Genomic DNA, 20,842 nt, shown 5'->3' with positions numbered 1-20,842 from the left:
GCGTTCATCGATGACGACGAGCGCTCACGCGCCACTGCGCACGCTGGCCGACGTCGAGGCGCTGGAGCAGTTGCCGATCGAGACCCGGCTGGAGCAGCCGGTGTCCAGCCATGCCGCCATCGCGCGGCAGGCCGAGGCCACGCCCGAAGCGCCGGCGCTGACCTTCGTGCCGAGCGGTGATGCGGCCGACGGGGAAACGCGCTACGACTACGGCACGCTGTACCGCCGCGTCACGCAGGCGGCCAATGCGTTCATTGCGCTCGGCGTGGGGCGGACGGACGTGGTCTCGTACCTGCTTCCGAACCTGCCCGAAACGCATTTCACGCTCTGGGGCGCCGAGGCGGCAGGCATCGTGAACCCGGTGAATCCCTTCCTCGAAGTCGAGCACATGGTCGGCATCCTGAACGCGGCGGGCACGGTGGTGATCGTGGCGCTGGGCCGGCAAGAACAACCCGGCATCTGGGAAAAGGTCGAAGCCCTGCGCGACCGGGTGCCGACGCTGCGCGCCGTCGTGCGCGTGGGCGGCCATGGCCCCTGCCCGCCGTGGGCGCTGGACTTCGATGCGCTGCTGGCGCAGCAACCCGGCGACGCACTGGTTGGCGCCGCGCCGCCGCAAGGTGACGACGTGGCCTCGTACTTCCACACCGGCGGCACCACCGGCACGCCCAAGCTGGCGCGCCGCACGCATTTCAACGAGGCGGCCAATGCCTGGGCCGTGTCGACCGCCCTCTCCATGGGACCGCAGGACACGCTGCTGTGCGGCCTGCCGCTGTTCCACTCCAACGCCATGCTGATCACCGGGCTGGCGCCCTTCAGCGTCGGCGCGCATGTGGTGATGCTGTCGAGCGCGGGCTACCGGGATGCGCGCACCATCGGCGGCTTCTGGCGCTCGGTGGAACGCTACAAGGCGACCCTGTTCAGTTCCGTGCCAACGGTGCTGTCGGCGCTGCTCAACGTGCCGCGAGAGGGCGTCGACGTGAGCTCGTTGCGCTTCGCGGTCTGCGGCGCGGCGCCGCTCTCGATCGAATTGTTCAACCGCTTCGAGGCGGCCACCGGGCTCAAGTTGCTCGAGGGCTATGGCATGACCGAGGCCACCTGCGTGAGCTCTCTGAACCCGCGCGACGGGCACCGCGCCATCGGCTCGATCGGATTGCGCCTGCCCTACCAGCAGATGAAGGTCGCGCAGCTCGGCGCCGATGGCGAGCCGCAGCGCGATGCCGCGGTCGACGAGATCGGCACCATCCTGCTGCGCGGCCCGTACGTGTTCTCCGGCTACGTGAAAGACAGCGACAACAAGGGCATCTGCCTGGCCGATGGCTGGCTCAACACCGGCGACCTCGGGCGGCAGGATGCGCAAGGCTATTTCTGGCTGACCGGACGGGCCAAGGACCTGATCATTCGCGGCGGCCACAACATCGATCCCGCGATGATCGAGGAAGGCCTGATGCGGCACCCTGCCGTCGAGATGGCCGCGGCGGTCGGCAAGCCCGACGGCCATGCGGGCGAACTGCCGATGGCCTACGTCACCTTGCGCAAGGGCGCAAGCTGCGATGCCGCCGACTTGCTGGCGCACGCGCGCGCCGTGATCACCGAGCGTGCTGCCGTGCCGGTCGACGTGGTGGTGCTCGATGCGCTGCCGCTCACGGCGGTGAACAAGATCTTCAAGCCGAAGCTGCGCGAACTGGCGATCGAGAAGGCGCTGCGCGAAACGCTGCGCAAGGTGTGCGGGGATGTCGATGTCGAAGTGGCGGTGGCGCCGCATCCGAAGCACGGGCTGGAGGCGCGGATCGTGGCGCAGCGGCCTGGAGGTTCAGACGGCATGGCACTTGTGCAGCAGGCCGAAGCGGAACTCGGGCGGCTTCCGGTGCGCTGGACGATCGACTGGAAGCCGACGTGAGCAGGCGCGTTCGCTCCACCGAGCGCTGACTTGATGCCGGGAATACGGGATCGGACTTGACCGTACGCGAAGGACGCGAAGGTTCCGCGAAGGACGCGAAAGGAAACCGAAAGATTCCTTCTGGATTTCCTTTTGTATTTTTTGCGTCCTTCGCGTTTCTTCGCGTCTTTCGCGTACGGTCAAGTCCGCATTCCAGCAACCGACGAATCCCTGCAAACTCCATGTTCCAACGCTGACCAGCATCAGCCCAAACCAGAGGCAACAAACATGGCGCAAGGCAGCAGCGCAATGGGCAACGCAGGCGCGGCCGAGGCATCGGCCGCGGTGCTCGTCGAATCGCGGCTCGCGCCGCCACAGCTCTCGCTGCGGCTGCTCGCACGTTCGCAGTTGTCCGCCCTGCTGCATGCGGGCCTCACGCGGCGCCTGCTGAGCGTCACCGCGCCAGCCGGCTACGGCAAGACCACCGCCCTCGCACAGTTCGTGTCGCAGCTCGACGCGCGCGGCATCACCACCGCATGGCTCAGCCTCGATGCCGAGGACAACGACCCGCTGCGCTTCCTGCGCTACCTGGCCGCCGCGCTGCACCATGCCGACGCGCGCCTCGGCCGCCACGCGCTGGCCCAGGCCGACGGCGGCAGCATGGCCTCGCCGGACGCCATCGTGGCCTCGCTGCTGCACGACCTGGTGAACCATGACCGGCGCCTGATTCTGGTGCTGGACGACTTCCACCTGGTGCAGCAGCAAGCCGTGCACCGCAAGCTCGAATGGCTGCTGGCGCACCTGCCGCAGAACGTCTGCCTGGTGATCGCCAGCCGCACGCGCCTGCCCTTGCAGGTGAGCCAGTTGCGCCTGCGCGGCGAGCTGCTCGAACTGGATGCCGCGCACTTCGGCCTCGGCCTCGACGAAGCCGCCGATTTCGTCGGGCGCGTGAGCGGCGCGCCGCTCGACCGCGCGCAGGTCGAGACGCTGCACGACCTCACCGAAGGCTGGATCGCCGGCCTGCAACTGGCCTCGCTCGCCCTGCGCGAGAGCGACGACCGCGGCGCCTTCCTCGCCGATTTCTCCGGCACCGACCGCGACATCACCGACTACCTCGGCGAGCAGGTGCTCGACAGCCTGCGGCCCGACCTGCGCGACTTCCTGCTCGACACCGCGGGCCTGGAGCGCTTCTGCGCCGAACTCTGCGATGAGGTGCTCGGCCGCCAGGACAGCCGCGCCATGCTGGCCGAGGTGCAGAGCCGCAACCTGTTCCTCTCGGGGCTGGACCGTTCCCGCACCTGGTTCCGGTATCACCACCTGTTCGCCGACTACCTGCGCGGCCGCAGCCGCGAGCGGCCCGGCGATGCGGCGCGCGCCATCAGCCTGCGCGCCAGCGACTGGTTCCAGCGCCATCGCCTGCCGCACGAGGCGGTGCGCTATGCGTTCGAAGGGCAGGACCTGGAGCGCGCGGCCGACCTGGTCGCCGACTTCTCCGCCGAACTGGTGCAGCACCGCGGCGAGCACGCGACCCTGCTGGCCTGGCTCACGCGGCTGCCGCAAGCCCTGGTTCATGCGCGCCCGAAGATCCGCACCGGCCACGCATGGTCGCTGGTGCTGACGCGACACTATCCGGAGGCCGAGCAGGAGTTGCGCGCGCTGGAAAGCGCTTGTGCGGAAGACGGTGACGATGACCTGCGCTGCGTGGTCGAGATGATCCGATGCGTCTACTGGGCCCACACCGGCGAGCCCTTGCTGGCCAAGTCGCGCAGCGAGGGCTGGCTCAAGTCATGGCCGCGTGCCAACGCCTTCCGCACCGGCGTGGTGGCCAACGTGCTGGCCAGCGGCTGCTGCGCCTCCGATGCCTTCGAACAGGGCCAGCAGGCGCTCGCCATCGCACGCCGCGCTTTCGAGGAGTGCGATGCCGACTACGGCCTGGCTTGGGCATCGGCGCTGGCCATGATGCTGGCCATGCGGCGCGGCGATTTCAACGATGCGATGGCGCAGGCCCGCACCGGCATCGCGACCGTGGAGCGCAGCCTGGGCCTCGCTTCGTACGCGGGCTCCATGCTCACGCTGCTGGCCGCGGAGGTCTGCTACGAGCAAGGCGACTTGCAGCAGGCCCGGCGCTTCGTCGAGCTGGGCCTGCCCTTCATCGACGAGCACGGGCTGGTGGAGATGACGACCGCCGGCTACCTGACGCGGGCGCGGCTGTCGCGGCTTGCGGGCGACCTGGCCGCGGCCGATGCCTGCCTGCTCGAAGGCGAATCGCTCGGCCACCGGCTCAAGCTGCCGCGCCTGGCGCGCATCCTCGCGGCGGAGCGCTGCACCTTGCGCCTGCAGGCCGGCGCGCTCGACGAGGCACACAAGCTGGCTCAGTCCTACGGGCTGGTCGGCCCGGCCGCCACCGCGGCCGTCGATGAGGACGACAGCGTCTGCCTGTCCACGCTGCGGCTGCGGCTCACGGCCCAGCAAGGCGCAAACCCCGCCGGTGCGCTCAACGATGCGATCCGGCGCGCCCAGCGCGACGGCCACCAGGCCCAGCTCGCGCGGCTGCTGGCAATGAAGGCCATGCACCAGCACCGCGCCCTCGACCGCGCACAGGCGCTGCGCACGCTCGACGAGGCGCTCGCGCTCGGCGCCCGCTGCGGGCTGCTTCGAAGCTGGCTCGACGGCGATGCGCTGTTGCTCGACATGGTGGAGACGATCCACGCCAGCCGAGGCGAACTGCGCACAGCCAGCGGCGACCTTCGTCCAGCCAGCGGCGACAAGCTGGTGCCCTTCGCTTACCTCGAGCAACTATTGCAAGCCGCCGGCCGCACCACGCCCCTGCCGCAACGGCCCGCCGCCGCGCGCAGCGAGACCGAGGAACTGACCGAGCGCGAACTCAAGATCCTGCGCCTGCTGAAGGCGGGACTCGGCAACCGCGAACTGGCGCAAAGCCTGTTCCTGTCGGAGGCCACGGTGAAATGGCACCTGCACAACATCTTCACCAAGCTCGGCGTGAAGAACCGCACCAGTGCGCTGGCGCGGGCGCAGGAGATCTCGTTGATCTGACCGCGGCCCACTACGCCATCAGCGCCTTCAACTTGTCGCTCAGCAAGGGCACGCTGCGCATCCTCACCCCCGTCGCGTCGAAGATCGCATTCGCCAGGGCCGCCGGCACCGGGCTTGAGGCCGCCTCCCCGGCGCCCAGCGGCGGCTCGTCGCGACGATCGATCAGCGCGATCTCGATGCGCGGCACCGCCGGGAAGCGCAGCAGCGGATAGCTCTGCCAATCGACGCTCGTGACGCGCGAGCGGTCGAAGGTGGTCTCCTCGTACAAGGTGCGCGACAGGGTCTGCAGGATGTTGCCTTCCACCTGCGCACGCACCGCGTCGGGGTTGATCATCAGCCCGCAGTCGTGCGCGCAGCAGACGCGCCGCACCGCGATCCGGCCGCTGTCGCGATCCACCTCGACCTCCATCGCCACCGCGACATGGGTCTCGCTGTTCTTGTAGTGGATGAAAGCCATGCCGCGGCCCATCGCGATGGCGCCGCGTGTCGGCGCGACACTGGGTGATGGCCGGGGCTTCCAGTCCATCATCTGCCCGACGCGGCGAATCACCTCCGCGCTGCGCGGGTTAGACACGCGCTGCAGCCTGAATGCCAGCGGATCGGCCTTGGCCTTCGCCGCCAGTTCGTCGACGAAGCTCTCGACCGCGAAGCAGTTTGCCACCTTGCCCGGTGCACGGATGTTCGACGGCCGCAGAGGCGCCGGGCCGAGCCAGTGCGCCTTCACAACCACGGCCTTGGGCGCGTAGGGCGGATCGCCGTTCTGCGACACCAGGCCGGTCGACTGGCCGACGGGCTGGCGCATGCCCGCAGCGAGCGGCGACAGCAACGGAATCCATTCGAGGTTCGCGGTCGCGCGCGGCACCCACATGTCGGTCTGCCAGGCATCGATGCCGCCCTCGGGCGTGAGCGTCGCGGCCATGTCGAGCAGTTGCGGCGGGCCCTTCGGGTCCCAGCCGAGTTCGTCCTCGCGGCTCCATTGCACGCGCACCGGCTTGCCGACGGCCTTCGACAGCAGCACCGCATCGGCGGCGGCATCGTCGCTGCCGTTCATGCCATAGCAGCCGGGGCCGTCGAGGTAGATCACGCGCAGCTTGTCGCGCGGCACGTCGACCAGCGCGGCGAAGATGTTGAGGAAGCGGTGGCTCGCCTGCGACGCGGTCCACACCGTGCCCGCATCCGCGCGCACATCGGCCACCGCGCACGACGGCCCGATGGAACCGTGCGACTGGATCGGCCACGAATAGGTTGCGCGCAGCACGTCGGGCGCATCGCGCAAGGCATCGACGCGCGCGGCATCGCCCTTGGCCGTGATGACTTCCTCGGCCACGAACGGACCGCTGCGCGCCCAGTCGACCAGCGCGGCATGGCCGACCAGCGGCGCACTCTCGCTCCACTGCACCTTGAGTTTGCGCGCCGCGCGCACCGTGGCCCATTCGTCCGCACCGACAACGCCGACGAAATCCGCGATGCGGACCGCGCGCACGCCCGGCAGCCTGGCGACCGACGACTCGTCGACGGCCAGCACCTTCGCACCCACCGACGGCGGCCGCACGACGCGCCCGTGCAGCATGCCCTGCACCACCAGGTCATGCACATAGACATGCCGCCCCGTCACCTTGGCGGGAATGTCCGGACGCGGCAGCGACTGGCCGACCAGCTTGTAGTCGGCCGGCTTCTTCAGCGGCGCCTTCGGGTTCATCTTGACGTCGAAGCTGCGGCCACCGACCAGCGATGCAACGCCGACGCTGCGGCCATCGGCCGCCCTCACCTCGCCGCTGGCCAGCAACAGTTGCTCGACCGGCGCCTGCAGCCGTTGTGCGCCCAGGGCCAGCAGCGCCTCGCGCGCCGTCGCGGCGGCCTGGCGCAGTTGGACACCGCCGCGCATGATGCCGGTGCTGCCGGCGGTTGGTCCCTGGTCGGGCGTGAGTGCGGTGTCGCCTTCGATGAGTTCGATGCGCTCGACGCCGATACCCAGCTCCTCGCCCACCATCTGGCGGATCGCGATGCGATGGCCGGTGCCGAGGTCGACCTTGCCGGAATAGATGACCACCGTGCCGTCGGTGCCGATCGCGAGGAAGGAGTCGACGTTGTCGAGCGCCAGGCTGCGCGCTGCGCCCGCCGATGCGCCCGCAGCCTGCCCAAGTGCCGGGCCGCCCGGCGCCAGGCAGAAGCCGACGAAGAGCGCGCCGGCCTTGAGCGCGGCGCGGCGCGACAACGCGCCGGGGAGTGCGATCGCAGGGAGGAGATGCGCCATGGTCACGCCCTCCCCGCATCCGCCGCACGCTGCACTGCGCGCAGCACGCGGTCATGCGAGCCGCATCGACACAGGTTGCCGGCCAGCGCCTGCTGCGCCTGCTCGCGTGTGGGCCTGGGCGTGTGCGCCAGCAGCGCCACGGTGGACATCACCATGCCGTTGGTGCAGTAGCCGCACTGCGCGGCCTGCTCGGCGATGAAGGCGGCCTGCACCGGATGCGGCTTCGCGGGCGCGCCAAGGCCCTCGGCGGTGACGATGCGCTTGCCGGCCGCCGCGCCCACACTGGTCAGGCACGAGCGCGCCGCCGCCCCATCGAGCAGCACGGTGCACGAGCCGCATTGCCCCAGCCCGCAGCCGAACTTGGCCGCGTGCAGGCCGAGGTCGTTGCGCAAGGCATAGAGCAAGGGCATATCGGCGTCCCACGCGTCGATGGAACGCGGGGCGCCATTGATGTCCAGCGTGATGTTCGGCATGAACCCACTCCTTTGCAATTCATCGGGGAAGGGCAGCGTGCCACGCTTCGGTGGCACCGGCAATGGCGCTTTCGAGGGCCGGCGCCAAGGAGGCTCTGAACAAGTCCCCGCGAGGGCGCGCGCGTCGGCTCGGGATGGGATGCAAGGCGCGAACCGCAGCCATAGCCGAAGCTATGGCGAGGATTTGCAACGCCGCAGACCGCCCGAGCCGAGGATGCGCGGTCCGCGGAGGACTTGTTCAGAGCCTCCTAAGCCGGGGCCGCCGCCCGACCGGCGCCGCGCAGGCGCAGCACCTGCAGCACCATGCCGATCGCGAACAGCACGAACACGACACCGATCACTGGCTGCAGGCCCGGGTCGTCCGGGCCCGAGAACACCGGCGAGCCCGCGGGCAGCCGCGTCAGCGATTCGGTAAAGCCCGGGATCATGTGGAAGAAGAAGGTCAGGGTGTAGCTGAGGGTCTCGACGTACTTCGACGCCCGGCCGAACAGCGGGGTGCGCCCCGCCACGGCGGCGATCGCCAGCACGATCAAGGTCAGGATGCCCAGCGCATGCGGCTTGCCGAAGCCGCCATGCTGGAAGATGCCGAAGCCGGTGAGGCAGGTCAGCACGGTGGTCCAGATGTAGACCTGCCCCACCCGCGTGCCGGGCGGAATCTCCTTGTAGCGAAGCACGGCGATCACGGCCGCCGCGACCGCGACCAGGCTGATCGCCGTGTGAACGATGCCGAGGGATGTCAGTCCGAACATGGGCAGTTCCTCATCTTGAGAGACCGGCAGAATGGTCCGATCAGGCTGTGACACGCAAATATCGCGCCGAGCCTGGCGTGCAGCACGCTGGTGCAGCGATCATCGGCACTGTTGTGCCATCCAGCAACGGGGACAGGAAACCATGCGAAACGGAATCTACGAATCGAGCTTCACCACCGACAAGGGCATGCTGGGCACCGGCGCGGTGCTGATCCGCAACCAGCACGTCTACGGCGCGGACGACCTGCAGTTCTTTCGCGGTGAGATCGAGCAGGACGGCGAAGACCTGCGCGTCATCATGGAAGTCAACCGCCACAACTTCGCGGCCGCCTCCGCGTTCGGCGACGCCACCGTGTTCACGCTGACCTGGGTCGGCAAGTCGCTCGCCGACACGGAGTTCAGGATGAGTTGCCGGCCCGAGGGCGTGGAGGTGAAGGTGTACGTCTCTGGCCGATTGCTGAAGGAACACGAGTAGCACGCCCGCGACCGGCGGCGCAGGCCGGCGCGACGCGAAGTCTGGTTACATTCGACCGGCCGCCCTTCGCGCTTCGAGAGCGCTTCGATCCACGCGCCCGCCGGATGGACCTTCCGTCCGGCCACGCACCCGCTTCCCTCCATTCATGCCCTGGCACGCCCGCCTCCAACTCGACTACCAACAGGAATCCGGCCGCAGCGTTGCCCGTCATCGCCACGACGGGCCGCTGCGCATCCTGCAGAGCCTCTATCCGGAAGGCGACGCAATCTGTCACAACGTGCTGGTGCACCCGCCCGGTGGCCTGGTCGGCGGCGACACCCTGACCATCGACATCCACGGCGCGCCCGGCAGCCACGGCCTGCTGACCACGCCGGGCGCCACGCGCTTCTATCGCTCCGAGGGCGAGGTGGCGCTGCAGGACACGCGCATCCGGCTCGACGCCGATGCGCGCCTCGAATGGCTGCCGCTCGAAGCGCTCTGCTACAGCGGCTGCAAAGCGGAGAACCGCCTGCGCATCGAGGCAGCGCCGGGGGCGGAACTCATCGGCTGGGACGTCACGGCGCTGGGCCTGCCGAATGCAAACCTGCCTTTCGAGCGCGGCTCGCTGCTGCAGCACATCGAGGCGCCGGGCGTGTGGCTGGAACGCGGGCGCATCGACGCGAGCGACCAGCGCCTGCTGGCCAGCCCGATCGGACTGGCGGGGCACCGGTGCATGGCTTCCTTGTTCGTCGTCTCGGGCACGCCGATGGGAAAGGCGCGGCGCGATGCACTGCTGGAAATCGCGCGCGGGCTGGCCGATGCCGATGTGCTCGCCGAGAGCGCTGGCGCCACCAGCCCGCATGCGGAGATCGTGGTGCTGCGCGTGCTGGCGCCGGTGGTCGAGCCGGCGATGCAATTGCTGCGCCGCGTGTGGCAGGCCTGGCGCGCCGAACTGTGGAGACTGCCCGCGTCCAGCCCGCGCATCTGGGCGATGTAGCCGGCCTTTTCGTCCAGGCTCAGCGGCAGACGACCGTGGTGCCCACCGGCGTGCAGGTCCTGCCGTCGAGGCTCTTGTAGCGGTTCAAGGTGCCGGTGCGGTCGTAGTGATTGCCCTGCTTGTCGCTGCAGCCCGCGGCGTCGCAGTTGCGCAGGCGCGGACCCATGTTGCGCGGCGGAACGGGCCGGTAGCCGCCGTAGGGATAGCCGTAGTCGGCGACGACGGGGTCGCCGCCGTAGTCGCCGATGACGGGCGCCGGGGGCGCCGGCACCACGGCATGCGGGGGCGGCAGCGGGGCTGGCGCCGGGGTCGCAGGGCGGTCGGGAGGAACGGCATCGGACTCGCCGCGGTTCACCACCATCGGTTCCGGCAAGGTCAGGCGCGTGACCTTCGTGCTCGCAGGGCACTTGCCATCGGTGTAGCTCACATGACCCGCAGCGTCGGTGCAACGGACCACCTCGGCACTGCACAGCGGGCCGAACAGGCTCAAGGCAAGGAGGACGAGGATGCGGCGCATCGGACCACGATTGTGCGCCGGGGATGCGCGGCATGCATGCCGTCAGGGGCTTTGGGAAGGCCGCTCGGCGGTCTCGAGTCGATGTGGCTTTGCCATCTCGACTTGATCCCCCTCGGGGGGCGGGTGGGGCGCAGCACGGCCCTGGGGGCTCTCAAGTCGATGTGGCTTTGCCATCAGAACGGCGCGGACGCGTCCTCGGCCTCCGGCGCATCGGCGCCCGGACGCGCCAGCAATTGATTCAGCAGGTTCGCCACCTGCTTGCGCAACGCGGTGTTCTCACTGGTCAGCTCCGCCACACGCTTGCGCAACGATTCCACGGTGTCCGCCGAGGGATCGGCCTGCTCCAGGGGCGTCTCCGCGTCAGCGGGCGCTTCCTCGCGTGGCTTGCGCTTGGCCTCGCGCACGCGCTTGGCGGCCTGCTTCAGTTCGTCCTTGCCGGCGGCCGCGGCGGCAACCTGCTCCTGCGCCGGCAAGCTGGCCACGGCCGCGCCCGCGCTCAGCGAGATCGTGCCGGCCTTGATCGCCTCGACCAGTTCGGGCGTGGCCTGCTTCTGGATCTTCTCGATCATCACGACCTGGCTGCTGCTCAGGCGCGCGGCCCGGGCCAGCGCCTCGCGGGAATCGAGCGGTTCGAGCGGCGGCACTGCGTGGTCGGCGCTGGCCGTTTCAGCCACAGCCGCGGTTGCCTCTTCCGTCGCGGGCGCCGCGGGAGGTGCGGAACGGCGCGCCGCCACGATCTCGCGCTTGCGCAGCGCCAGCACGCCGCGCTGGAAGTCGGAGATGCTGCGCCGTCCCAGGTGCTGGTCGATCATCCACAGGTGCACGTCCTCCATCGACTGGAAACGCGTGTTCTGCACCGTCTGGAAAGGAAGGCCGTGCTTCTGGCAGATGCCATAGCGGTTGTGGCCGTCGACCAGCACGTCGCCCCAGAGCACCAGGGCATCGCGGCAGCCTTCGGCCAGGATGCTGCGCTCCAGCGATTCGTATTCCTCCGGGGTCAACGGGTCGATATAGGCTTTGAGTTCTTCGTTGACGACGATGTCCATGGGGCGCGAGATCCGGGCAGTTGCAAAGGGGGCGCAATTGTAGAGATCCGCGCCGGAGGGGTCGTCAGGGAGCCTCAGGTGGCCGCCAGCTCCGGCCGGCGCCGCATGAACTCGGTGGCGTAGAAGGCCAGGGCCAGCGCCACATAGGCCCCGCCCAGCAGGCAAAGGCCCGTCCATCCGTGGAAGGTGTAGACCGCGGCCGCCAGGGCCGATGCCACGGCCGCACAGAGGAAGATGAAGGTCATGAACAGCCCGTTGAGCCGGCCGCGCAACTCGGGCGCCAGCACGTAGAGGCTGCGCAGGCTCAGCACCTGGCACAACTGCACCGCGCCGTCGAGCAGCACGCCCGCCGCCACCAGGCCGATCATCGAATGGAACCGGGCCGACACGGCGCCCAGCACAAAGGACAGCAGCGCGATCGCCATCGCGATGCCGGTCGCGGGTCGCGTCAGGCCCCGGTCCGCCAGCCGGCCCGACAGGGGCGCGGCCAGCGCACCCGCCGCACCCGCCAGCGCAAAGGCCGCGATGCCGCCCTGCCCCAGGCCGAACTCATGCGCCAGCAGCAAGGGCACGGCGGTCCAGAAGGTCTGGAAGGCCGCGAACATCATTCCCTGGTACGCGGCGCGCCGGCGCAGCACCGGTGTGCGCCAGGCGATGCCCGGCAGCGAGGCCATGGTGCGCGCATAGCCGACCGAGCCGTGCGGCTCGCGCCGGGGCAGCGCGCGCCACAGCACGACGATCAACACCGTCATCAGCACCGCCGAGATGCCGAACACCGCGCGCCAGCCGAACGCCGCCGCCACGATGCTGGAAAACGGCCGCGCCAGCATGATGCCGGCGAGCAGCCCCGCCATGATGTTGCCCACCACCTTGCCGCGCGTGGCCTCGGGTGCGAGGTGCGATGCGAAGGGCACCAGCACCTGCGCCGCGACCGCGCCCGCGCCGACCAGCAGCGAGGCCGCCAGGAACCCGGCAGCCGAGGTCGAGAGCGTGATGCCGACCAGCCCCATCACCGTGCCCACCAGCGCCGTGGCCACGAGCCGCCGGTTCTCGACCACGTCCGCCAGCGGCACGATGAGCAGCAGGCCCAGGCCATAGCCCAGTTGCGTCAGCGTCATGATCAGGCCGGCAAGCCCGGCATGCAGGTTCAGGCTGAGCGCGATCGGCCCGAGCAGCGGCTGCGCGTAGTAGATGTTGGCCACGCAGAGGCCGCAAGCCACGGCGAAGAGCCAGGTGAGGGCCGGGGAAAGGCCTGGAGCCGCAACGCGGCCGGAATCATGAGAGGGGGAACGGGGCACGGGGAGCCTTCTGGATGCGTTCCGGGTTCGAGCCGGGGCGGCGACCTTAGCATTCGCGCAATGACGGCGCAGCGCGCGGGGAATTCACGCAAGGCGCCGCCGGTCGCCATAATTTCTGCCCACTCCAAGGACTCGCCATGCCCCTCGTTCGCATCGATCTCGCCGCCGGCAAGAGCGCCGACCATCGCCGCACCATTGGCGATGTCATCTACGACGCCATGGTCAGCACCATCAACGTGCCGAAGAACGACCGCTTCCAGATCATCACGGAGCATGCGCCCGCGGATTTCATCGTCGACCCGACCTACATGGACATTGCGAGATCGCCGGACTGCGTCATCCTCCAGATCACGCTGAGCGAGGGGCGCACCGTCGAGCAGAAGCGCACGTTCTACAAGGCCATCGTCGACGGCCTGCATGAGCGGCTCGGCATGCGCCGCGAGGATGTGTTCATCAACCTGGTCGAAGTGCGCAAGGAGAACTGGTCCTTCGGCAATGGCGAGGCGCAGTACGCCGTCTGAACGCAGTCGCCCTGGACCTACCAAGCCTCACTTGGCATCTGTAGCACAACCGTGCTACATTCGAAGTCAATAGAGGGCCGAAACATGTCGACAACCACTATCCGCATCGAAGACGATCTCAAGGAGCGCATTGCTTCTGCCGCAGAGCGCGCGGGGAAGACTGCGCATGCCTTCATCGTGGAAGCAATCGCACAGACGGTCGAGCGGGTCGAAGCCGAAGAAGCGCTCCATGCCGTTGCGGAAAAGCGTTGGGCCAAGTTCCTGGCGACTGAAGAGACGGTGTCCTGGGACGAGGCGAAGGCTTATCTCGGTGCAAGGGCAAAGGGAGCCAAGCCGGCAAGGCCTGCGGCGCGACGGCTTGACCTGCCAACGAAGCCTGGATGACCCGCATTGAACTCGCCCCGGCGGTCTTCGATGACCTCGATCGATTCATCGACCACATGGAGCAATTCGAAGTTGCGAACTTCGCGCAGCGCATCAAAGATCTTGTCGCGGCGTTCGACATCCTTCGCCACAGTCCGTTGATCGGTCGGCCCGTGAAGAATGGCAGGCGCGAACTGCTCGTCGGCCGCGACTCATACGCCTATGTCGCGCGCTACCAATACATTCCAAACATTGACATGGTCCTCGTTCTTGCCCTTCGAAGCCAACGGGAATCCGGATTCAAACAAAAGCGACGATAGGTCGAACGGTTTCTACAACCCCCTGTTCGGATTGATCAGGTACTTCGTCCCCGTCGCCCGCTGGTTGTAGACCGCGATCGTGCCCAGGTCCAGCACGTCCGCCAGCGAGATCTCCTTCGAGTAGTGGCTTGCAAAGGTCGTCTTCAGTTCCGACGCCACACGCCGCTTGAGCACCTCCGCCGCGGCCGGCCCGATCTTGTTCAGGAACGGGAACAGCAGCCATCCGCCCATGCCCCAGGCCGTGCCGAAATTGCGCACGAACTCCGTCGGGCGCATGTCCAGGCCGCCGTAGAGGTACACCTGCTTGTGCGTGGCCGAGCCGTAGCGGCTGTATTCCCTGGCGGTCCTGTTGATCGCGGCTTCCATGCAGCCGAGGATCTGGCCGCCGAGCCTGCCGCCGCCGGTGGCGTCGAAGGCGATGGTGGCGCCAGTCTCGGCCAGTGCGTCGGTCAGGTCCTGCAGGAAGGTGGGCGCGCTCGAATCGCAGACATGCTTCGCGCCCATTGCCTTGAGCAGGTCGGCCTGCTCCTGCTTGCGCACGATGTTCACCAGCGCAATGCCGTCCTTCATGCAGATGCGATTCAGCATCTGGCCGAGGTTGGACGCGGCTGCCGTGTGCACGAGTGCGGAATGGCCTTCGCGGCGCATCGTCTCGACCATGCCGAGCGCGGTCAGCGGATTGACGAAGGACGAGGCGCCGTCCACCGCCGTCGCGCCTTCGGGCAGCAGCAGCGTCTGCGCAACGGGCACGGCGCGGTACTGCGCATACATCGCCCCGCCAATGGCCGCCACCGTCTTGCCGAGCAATGCCTGCGCGGCCGGCGAGGAACCGGCCTCCACGACCACACCGGCGCCTTCATTGCCCACGGGCATCGATTCATCGAGCCGGCCGGCCGTGGCACGCAGGCCGGCCTCGGGAACGGTGGCGGTGACGACGGGGCGATCCGCCGCCGAGCCCGATGCCTTGGCCGTGCTCATGTCGGCCGCGCCGAACAACAGCCCCAGGTCCGACGGATTCAGCGGCGAGCCCTCGACGCGAATCAGCACCTCGTCCGGTCCGGGCGCGGGCACCGGCACGCTGGCCAGCGACAGTTCAAGCTCGCCGTTTTTCTTGACGAGCGAACGCAGTTGCAGAGCCATGCGGTCTTCTGGAATGCTCATGAAAGTCGTGTCCTCTGGGTATCAACGGGGCGCATCGCCCTTGCGGTATTCGGCGGTCAGCTCATCGAGCCGTTGCTTGAGATCGGCGGGCAGCTGGTATTCGGCCGCGGCGAGCGTGGCATCGAGTTGCTCGGGCTTGCTCGCGCCGAGCAGCGGCGCGGTGATCAGCGGGTTGGCCATCACCCAGGCGACGGAAAGCGTCGCGAGCGGCACGCCGGCTTCCTCGGCCAGCTTGTGCAGTTGGCTCACGGTGTTGAAGCTGCGCTCGTTCCAGTAGCGGTCCTGGTACATCGAGCCGGCCGTGCCGAGCGTGAAGCGCGTGTTGTCCTCCGGCTTGGCGCCGGGCGCGTACTTGCCGGTGAGCAGGCCGCCGGCGAGCGGGTTGTAGGGGATCACGCCCAGGCCTTCCTCGCGCGCCAGCGGCAGCAGTTCGCGCTCGATCTCGCGGAACAACAGGCTGTAGCGCGGCTGCACCGACACGAACTGCGTCAGCCGCTTCACTGCCGCAATGCCGATGGAACGGGCGAGCCGGTACGACAGGAAATTCGACACGCCGATGTAGCGCGCGCGGCCTGAACGCACGATCACGTCAAGCGCCTCCAGGCTTTCGTCGAGCGGCGTGTTCGGGTCGTCGTGGTGAAGCTGGTAGAGGTCGACGTGGTCGGTCTGCAGCCGCTTCAGCGACACGTCGATCGCATCGAGCAAGTGCTTGCGCGAGTTGCCCTGGTCCCACGGATTGGGGCCGACCTTGTTGGCCGCCTTGGTCGCCACGATGAACTCGCTGCGCCGGCTCTTGCCCTGCTGGTTGAGCCAGCGGCCGATGATCTCCTCGGTGCGCCCGGTGGTCTCGACGGTGCCGCCGAGCGGGTACACGTCGGCCGTGTCGAGGAAGTTGATGCCGCCATCGGTGGCCTTGTCCAGGATGCGGAAGGAAGTGGCCTCGTCGGTCTGCAGCCCGAAGGTCATGGTGCCCAGTGCAAGGCGCGACACGATGAGGCCGGTGCGGCCCAGGCGGGTAGTGGGGAGGCTCATGGGATGGCTCGCAGTGTTGGGGCGGCCATCTTAGTCAGCACCGCGAAATCGTGCTCGCGGCGTGCCAATCGCGCTCGGTCAGGCGCCTGCAGCCGCCTTCGCCCTGGCCGCCAGCGCGCCGAATTCCTCCTTGCCGAAGGCCGTGCCGAACATGCCCCAGCCGCCCTCCACCGCCTCGGTCAGCAGCACCCAGGTACGGGCCGGCAACGTCGCGTCGCCAGAGACCTTCGCGACGATCTCGGTCGCTTCCTTCACGATCTGCTTCTGCCCTTCGCGGTTCAGCGAGCCGGGCGGCGTGATGATCTGGATGCGTACCGTGCGAGCTTGCGCCGTAGCGGCCGTCTGCACTGCCGATGGCGCCATGCGGTGGATGTACGCCGCGGTGTTGTTCGTGTGGAATGGCCCGGGCGTTGCCACACCTTCGGCGCGCAGGACGGCCATCGAGAGGGCTTCGCCCAGTTCGCGGTCGGCGTCGGCGGGGAAGATGTCTGCGGCTGCGTAGACGTCGATCATGGGCATGGAAAGCTCCTTCGAGGGTTGACTATGATGGTGTGCATATATTCTTGACTATGACGATCATCATAGTCAAGCAATTATTCCAACGTGGAGAGAAATGCAATGGCAGCAGACGTTCGCAGCAAGATGGTCCTGGGCGCGGTGCAGTTGCTCGCCCAGCGCGGGCTGCAATCCACGTCGTTCTCGGAGGTGCTGGCGCTCACGGGTGCGCCGCGCGGCTCGGTCTATCACCACTTTCCCGACGGCAAGGACCAGCTCGTCGGCGCGGCGGTCGACCTGGCGGGCGATTTCCTGGTCGGCGCGCTGGAGCAAAAGGCCGGCGCGTCGGCCGAGGCTGTCACAGATCACTTCCTGGCGATCTGGCGCGCGGTGCTCACCCGCTCCGGCAACGGCGCGGGCTGCGCGGTGTTGGCGGTGACGGTCGCGACCGATTCACCGGCGCTGCTGGCGCATGCCACGAACGTGTTCCGCACCTGGCGCACGCGCCTGGGCACACTGCTTCAGCAAGGTGGCCTGACACCCGCCATCGCCCGGCAATTTGCCACCACGCTGATCGCCTCGGCTGAAGGTGCGGTGGTGTTGAGCCGCGCCGAGCAGGACATCGAACCTTTCGATACCGTGGCGAAGCAGTTGCGGGACCAGATTCGCAGGATGATGGCGGCGACCAAGGAGAAGGACAAGAAATGAGCATCTTCAACGAGCCCAAGATCGACTGCCACAACCATATCTTCGACCCCGTTCGTTTTCCGTACCAATCCGACACGCACTACCGCCCTGCCGGCCAGGAATGCGGCTCGGCGCAGCTCTTCATGCAGGTGCTCGATGCCTATGGCGTCGGGCATGCGCTGGTGGTCGGGCCCAACTCGGGCTACGACACCGACAACCGTTGCCTGCTCGATGCCATCGCGCAAAGCGGTGGGCGCTTCAAGGGCATTGCAGTGGTGGAGAACTACTGCAGCCTGGAGACGCTGGCGGCGCTGCAGGCGCAGGGCATCGTCGGCGTGGCGTTCAACCCGGCCTTCCTGGGCGTGGCCTACTACACCGGCACCGCGCCGCTGCTGAAGATGCTGCAGCAGCTGGGCATGCTGTTGCAGGTGCAGGTCGAGAAGGACCAGTTGCCGGACCTGCTGCCGCTGTTGAACGAATCGGGCGTGCGCATCCTCATCGACCACTGCGGCCGTCCGGAGCCGCGCGCCGGCCTGTCGAACCGGGCCTTCCAGGCGCTGCTGCAACTGGGCCGCAGCGGGCGCGCATGGATCAAGCTGTCGGGCCTCACCAAGTTCTCGCACGAGCCGCATCCGCATGCGGACACGTGGCCGTTCATTCACGAGCTGGTGCGGGCCTTCACGCTCGATCGCTGCGTGTGGGGATCGGACTGGCCCTACCTGCGCGCGCCGGAGCGCGTCGAGTACGGGCCGCAACTCAAGCTGATCGAGCAGCTGTTTCCGAATCCGGTGGACCGGAACAAGCTGCTGTGGGACACGCCGCGGCAGTTGCTCGGGTGGGCTTCAGACACTTAGCGCAAGAAGGTGTGAAGATTTCGTAGCGAGGGCGCCGAGGTCGGGCTGAGGACCGGAACCGCACTCTCGTGCGGTGAGGACCGCAGGCCCGAGATCGGTGGCCGCAGTAGAAAGATTCACGCCTCCGATCAGGGCTTGGGATCCGCGAAGACTCGCTTCCAGTCGTTCTTCATGCTGACCACGACCCAGTTCCGGCGCACGGCCTCGTCCCAGGCCTTGTCCAGCTTGCCGAAAGGCGACGTGCGGTCGTAGGCGAACTCGCGTGCGGCATCGTCGTGGTGCACCAGCAGCGCAAGGCTACGTCCGGGGCCGGCAACCGTGTACTGCAGCATCTGCAGGTCGCCGTCCGAATTGCCGAAGGCCAGGATGGGCCGCTGGCCGATGTGCATGTAGATGCCGACCGGCTTGCCCGGGCCGTCATTCAGGAAAGCCAGGCTGGGCTCACGCATCAGCGCGCCGTTGCCGTCGAACTTGACGCCCTGCGAGGAGCCAACCACCTGCTCCGGCGGAATGCCATACACGGCCTGGCTCCAGGGGCGCATCACTTCCATCGTCCCGCCCGAGACGATGAAAGTCTTGAAGCCCTTGGCCCTCAGGTAGGCCAGCAGTTCGAGTTGCGGCTGGTAGACCGTCTCGATGTAGGGCCGCTTGAGCACCGGATGCCGCGCCGTGGCCAGCCACTGGCGCACGGCCTTGTCGTACTCGTCGACCGTCATGCCGCTGTTGCCCTGGACCAGCAGTTCCAGCAGCGGTTTCTCGCCGCCTGCCAGCGCGCCGCGCAGGTCGTTGGCGGCCAGCGCCTTGTAGACCGGGTTGTTGGCCCACTCCGGATGCTTCGGTGCGGCGGCCTTGACCTGGTCGATCATGAAGGCGAACTGCGTGTAGATGGGCTGCTCGGCCCACAACGTGCCGTCGTTGTCGAAGGTGGCGATGCGCTGCGCCGGCGGCACGAAGCCTGGCGAGCCGTCCCGCGTCACGTCGTCGACAAAGGCGACGATCGCCTTCTTGGCCGGGCCGTCGTTCCACGACGGCAACGGATCGCCGCCGCCGGCAACGCTCGCGCAGCCCGCCAGCAGGAGCGCGACACAGGCCGAAGTGAAGACCGCCGTGGCGTGTTGCCAGCCACGGGCAAAGGGGTTGGAGCTTTTCGGGGTCATGATGCGGCAGGCTAGCGGGCACCGGGCGATCCGGACATTGCCCTTTGGGGCAGAGCTTGCGTGCGTCGCGGCCCGGCTTCCGCCTCCGGCCGGTGCCTGCCGCGCAGCGCCGGCCCTTCGTGCCCGGCGACCGAGGCGCCAAGCGGCACCATCCGAAACGCGACGCGGGAAGATAATGCGAACTTCCTACCTATCTCAGCCTGGAATGCGCGCTTTCAGTGCCAATCAGTCGCCTGGTGAATGCATTGCGGCGGGTGCGCCGATGCGGGCGCGCGCGCCAATCTGCCGAAGGGCACCCTGCGGCGTTGCAGATGCTCGCCATGCGCCCGGCATGGCAGTGCCTTGCGCCCTGCCCACTGTCCAGTGCGGCGCGCCGGCGAGACTTGCACCATGACGAAGTTCTGCGAATCCTGCCATTCGGCCAACAAGGACAACGCGAAGTACTGCACCGGCTGCAAGGGCAGGTTCTCGGGCTTCCGCTTTTCCGCCAATACCGTGGCCGCCGAATTTGCCGATACGCGCGAGCCATCGACGGCGATGTACCTGCCGCCATGGAAGCCGGAGCCGAACAGCGGCATCCCGACGGGCAAGATCCTGCTGGTGATGTTCGTGCTCTTGCTGGCCGGCGCCTTCGCATATTGGTATGCGCTGCGTCCTGAAGAGGGGCGCTTGCCGCTCAAGGGCCTCACCACCAACCTCGGGCAGACCACCGCAACGCCATCGGAACCCGCGCGGCCGGTGGTGATCATCGAGCACCGGGCCACGTCGCGGCGGCTCGTCGAAGGCCCGCCGCCGATGGATGCCGCAACGGCTGCAGCGCCCGGGACAGCTGCCGCAGGCGCGGCCCCTCCAAGGCAAAGACCTTGCACCGAGGCCCACGTGGCGCTGGGACTTTGCCCGAGGCGCTGAGCGGCGGTCTCCGGCATCGGCACAGGCGGCTGCACGCCGACGCCCTCTAGCGGCCCTGGTGCGTCAGCAACACATGCCCAAGCGCCAGCGAGGGGCAATATAGGAAGCTAAACTTCGTAGTTGTCCTGTCCAATGCTCGTCGATCCGGGAGACCCTTCCCATGCCCGCCCCATCCGCCGACCCGGCCACCGAAGCCGCCCATGCCTTGGCGGTCGACCTGCGCATGCTGGCGTCGCAGTTGCGCCGCCGGTTGCGGCAGGAGGCCTCTGTCGCCGACTGGACCGAATCCCAGCGTTCCACGCTGCTGAGACTGGAGCGCCAGGAGGCCGCCACGGTGACCGAGCTGGCGACGGCCGAAGGCGTGCGTTCCCAGTCCATGGGCGCCACCGTGGCCTCGTTGATCGAAGCGGGCTATGTCAAGGGCGCGCCAGACCCCGCGGACGGCAGGCGCACCCTGCTGTCGCTCACCCCGCAGGCACGCAAGACGATTCGCCAGGTTCGCGCCGCGCGTGAAGACTGGTTGCAGCGCACGATCTCGGCCCGCTACTCGCCGACAGAACAGAAGCAACTGACATCCGCCGTGCGCCTGCTACAGCGCCTGCTCGATTGAAGCCGCCCCCACTCC

The 20,842-nt window shown here is 68.2% G+C and carries 21 protein-coding genes; 11 read left to right on the top strand and 10 right to left on the bottom strand.

Going from position 1 to position 20,842, the window contains the following annotated elements:
* Nucleotides 1–10: 10 nt before the first annotated feature.
* Nucleotides 11–1,897, top strand: coding sequence for an acyl-CoA synthetase (locus HCU76_RS01585; protein WP_218508241.1), 1,887 nt, complete (start codon nt 11–13; stop codon nt 1,895–1,897).
* Nucleotides 1,898–2,164: 267 nt separating this feature from the next.
* Nucleotides 2,165–4,930, top strand: a complete 2,766-nt coding sequence (locus HCU76_RS01580; protein WP_218508240.1) for a LuxR C-terminal-related transcriptional regulator — start codon at nt 2,165–2,167, stop codon at nt 4,928–4,930.
* A 10-nt stretch (nt 4,931–4,940) separates the two neighbouring features.
* Here HCU76_RS01580 and HCU76_RS01575 read toward each other — a convergent pair whose 3' ends face one another.
* The 3 genes from HCU76_RS01575 to HCU76_RS01565 all read right to left on the bottom strand — a co-directional run bounded on the left by HCU76_RS01575 (nt 4,941) and on the right by HCU76_RS01565 (nt 8,406).
* Nucleotides 4,941–7,184 carry a molybdopterin cofactor-binding domain-containing protein gene (locus HCU76_RS01575; RefSeq protein WP_218508239.1) on the bottom strand — a complete coding sequence of 748 codons (2,244 nt, stop codon included), beginning with the start codon at nt 7,182–7,184 and terminating at the stop codon, nt 4,941–4,943.
* Between the two features lie 2 nt (nt 7,185–7,186).
* Nucleotides 7,187–7,657, bottom strand: coding sequence for a (2Fe-2S)-binding protein (locus tag HCU76_RS01570; RefSeq protein ID WP_218508238.1), 471 nt, complete (start codon nt 7,655–7,657; stop codon nt 7,187–7,189).
* Between the two features lie 248 nt (nt 7,658–7,905).
* Nucleotides 7,906–8,406 carry a hypothetical protein gene (locus HCU76_RS01565; RefSeq protein WP_218508237.1) on the bottom strand — a complete coding sequence of 167 codons (501 nt, stop codon included), beginning with the start codon at nt 8,404–8,406 and terminating at the stop codon, nt 7,906–7,908.
* A 142-nt stretch (nt 8,407–8,548) separates the two neighbouring features.
* Here HCU76_RS01565 and HCU76_RS01560 point away from each other — a divergent pair, with 142 nt between their 5' ends.
* Complete coding sequence (locus HCU76_RS01560) at nt 8,549–8,881, top strand: hypothetical protein (RefSeq protein ID WP_213955390.1); 333 nt, start codon at nt 8,549–8,551, stop codon at nt 8,879–8,881.
* Between the two features lie 145 nt (nt 8,882–9,026).
* Nucleotides 9,027–9,857: an urease accessory protein UreD gene (locus tag HCU76_RS01555; RefSeq protein WP_218508236.1), complete on the top strand. Its 831-nt coding sequence runs from the start codon at nt 9,027–9,029 to the stop codon at nt 9,855–9,857.
* Between the two features lie 19 nt (nt 9,858–9,876).
* Here HCU76_RS01555 and HCU76_RS01550 read toward each other — a convergent pair whose 3' ends face one another.
* The 3 genes from HCU76_RS01550 to HCU76_RS01540 form a co-directional block, all read right to left on the bottom strand.
* On the bottom strand, nt 9,877–10,374 hold the full coding sequence (locus HCU76_RS01550) for a DUF4124 domain-containing protein (RefSeq protein WP_213955388.1): 498 nt from the start codon (nt 10,372–10,374) through the stop codon (nt 9,877–9,879).
* Between the two features lie 173 nt (nt 10,375–10,547).
* Entirely contained in the window at nt 10,548–11,420 is an 873-nt protein-coding gene (locus HCU76_RS01545) for a plasmid replication/partition related protein (RefSeq protein WP_218508235.1), read from the bottom strand.
* A 74-nt stretch (nt 11,421–11,494) separates the two neighbouring features.
* Nucleotides 11,495–12,718: an MFS transporter gene (locus HCU76_RS01540; protein ID WP_218508234.1), complete on the bottom strand. Its 1,224-nt coding sequence runs from the start codon at nt 12,716–12,718 to the stop codon at nt 11,495–11,497.
* A gap of 137 nt (nt 12,719–12,855) precedes the next feature.
* On the opposite strand from HCU76_RS01540, the gene HCU76_RS01535 reads away from it, so the two are divergent.
* The 3 genes from HCU76_RS01535 to HCU76_RS01525 all read left to right on the top strand — a co-directional run bounded on the left by HCU76_RS01535 (nt 12,856) and on the right by HCU76_RS01525 (nt 13,922).
* The gene (locus tag HCU76_RS01535; protein WP_218508233.1) at nt 12,856–13,239 is read left to right on the top strand and encodes a tautomerase family protein; all 384 of its coding nucleotides are present in this window, start codon (nt 12,856–12,858) and stop codon (nt 13,237–13,239) included.
* 84 nt (nt 13,240–13,323) lie between these two features.
* Nucleotides 13,324–13,623, top strand: coding sequence for a CopG family ribbon-helix-helix protein (locus HCU76_RS01530; protein WP_213955384.1), 300 nt, complete (start codon nt 13,324–13,326; stop codon nt 13,621–13,623).
* Nucleotides 13,620–13,922, top strand: coding sequence for a type II toxin-antitoxin system RelE/ParE family toxin (locus HCU76_RS01525; RefSeq protein WP_213955383.1), 303 nt, complete (start codon nt 13,620–13,622; stop codon nt 13,920–13,922). Before HCU76_RS01530 ends, HCU76_RS01525 begins: the two co-directional genes overlap by 4 nt.
* 12 nt (nt 13,923–13,934) lie before the next feature.
* On the opposite strand, the gene HCU76_RS01520 is transcribed toward HCU76_RS01525, so the two are convergent.
* The 3 genes from HCU76_RS01520 to HCU76_RS01510 form a co-directional block, all read right to left on the bottom strand.
* The gene (locus tag HCU76_RS01520; RefSeq protein WP_218508463.1) at nt 13,935–15,062 is read right to left on the bottom strand and encodes a zinc-binding dehydrogenase; all 1,128 of its coding nucleotides are present in this window, start codon (nt 15,060–15,062) and stop codon (nt 13,935–13,937) included.
* 42 nt (nt 15,063–15,104) lie between these two features.
* A complete protein-coding gene (locus tag HCU76_RS01515; protein ID WP_213955382.1) occupies nt 15,105–16,115 on the bottom strand; it encodes an aldo/keto reductase in 1,011 nt (336 codons plus the stop codon).
* 78 nt (nt 16,116–16,193) lie between these two features.
* On the bottom strand, nt 16,194–16,634 hold the full coding sequence (locus tag HCU76_RS01510; protein ID WP_213955381.1) for a tautomerase family protein: 441 nt from the start codon (nt 16,632–16,634) through the stop codon (nt 16,194–16,196).
* Between the two features lie 99 nt (nt 16,635–16,733).
* Between HCU76_RS01510 and HCU76_RS01505 the strand changes: the two genes are divergently transcribed.
* Both HCU76_RS01505 and HCU76_RS01500 read left to right on the top strand, forming a co-directional pair.
* On the top strand, nt 16,734–17,318 hold the full coding sequence (locus tag HCU76_RS01505) for a TetR/AcrR family transcriptional regulator (protein ID WP_213955380.1): 585 nt from the start codon (nt 16,734–16,736) through the stop codon (nt 17,316–17,318).
* Nucleotides 17,315–18,151, top strand: coding sequence for an amidohydrolase (locus HCU76_RS01500; protein ID WP_218508232.1), 837 nt, complete (start codon nt 17,315–17,317; stop codon nt 18,149–18,151). Before HCU76_RS01505 ends, HCU76_RS01500 begins: the two co-directional genes overlap by 4 nt.
* A 128-nt stretch (nt 18,152–18,279) precedes the next feature.
* Here the strand turns inward: HCU76_RS01500 and HCU76_RS01495 are convergent, their stop codons facing one another.
* Nucleotides 18,280–19,308 carry an HAD family phosphatase gene (locus HCU76_RS01495; protein WP_218508231.1) on the bottom strand — a complete coding sequence of 343 codons (1,029 nt, stop codon included), beginning with the start codon at nt 19,306–19,308 and terminating at the stop codon, nt 18,280–18,282.
* Nucleotides 19,309–19,698: 390 nt separating this feature from the next.
* On the opposite strand from HCU76_RS01495, the gene HCU76_RS01490 reads away from it, so the two are divergent.
* Nucleotides 19,699–20,217: a hypothetical protein gene (locus HCU76_RS01490; protein ID WP_218508230.1), complete on the top strand. Its 519-nt coding sequence runs from the start codon at nt 19,699–19,701 to the stop codon at nt 20,215–20,217.
* A gap of 160 nt (nt 20,218–20,377) precedes the next feature.
* Nucleotides 20,378–20,827: a MarR family winged helix-turn-helix transcriptional regulator gene (locus tag HCU76_RS01485; protein WP_218508229.1), complete on the top strand. Its 450-nt coding sequence runs from the start codon at nt 20,378–20,380 to the stop codon at nt 20,825–20,827.
* Nucleotides 20,828–20,842 lie beyond the last annotated feature (15 nt).

The organism is Variovorax sp. dw_308 (genome assembly GCF_019207085.1).
Classification (GTDB): Bacteria; Pseudomonadota; Gammaproteobacteria; order Burkholderiales; family Burkholderiaceae_C; genus Variovorax.
Note: the sequence above shows the minus strand (reverse complement) of the source record. Positions and strands in the feature narration are given on the sequence as shown.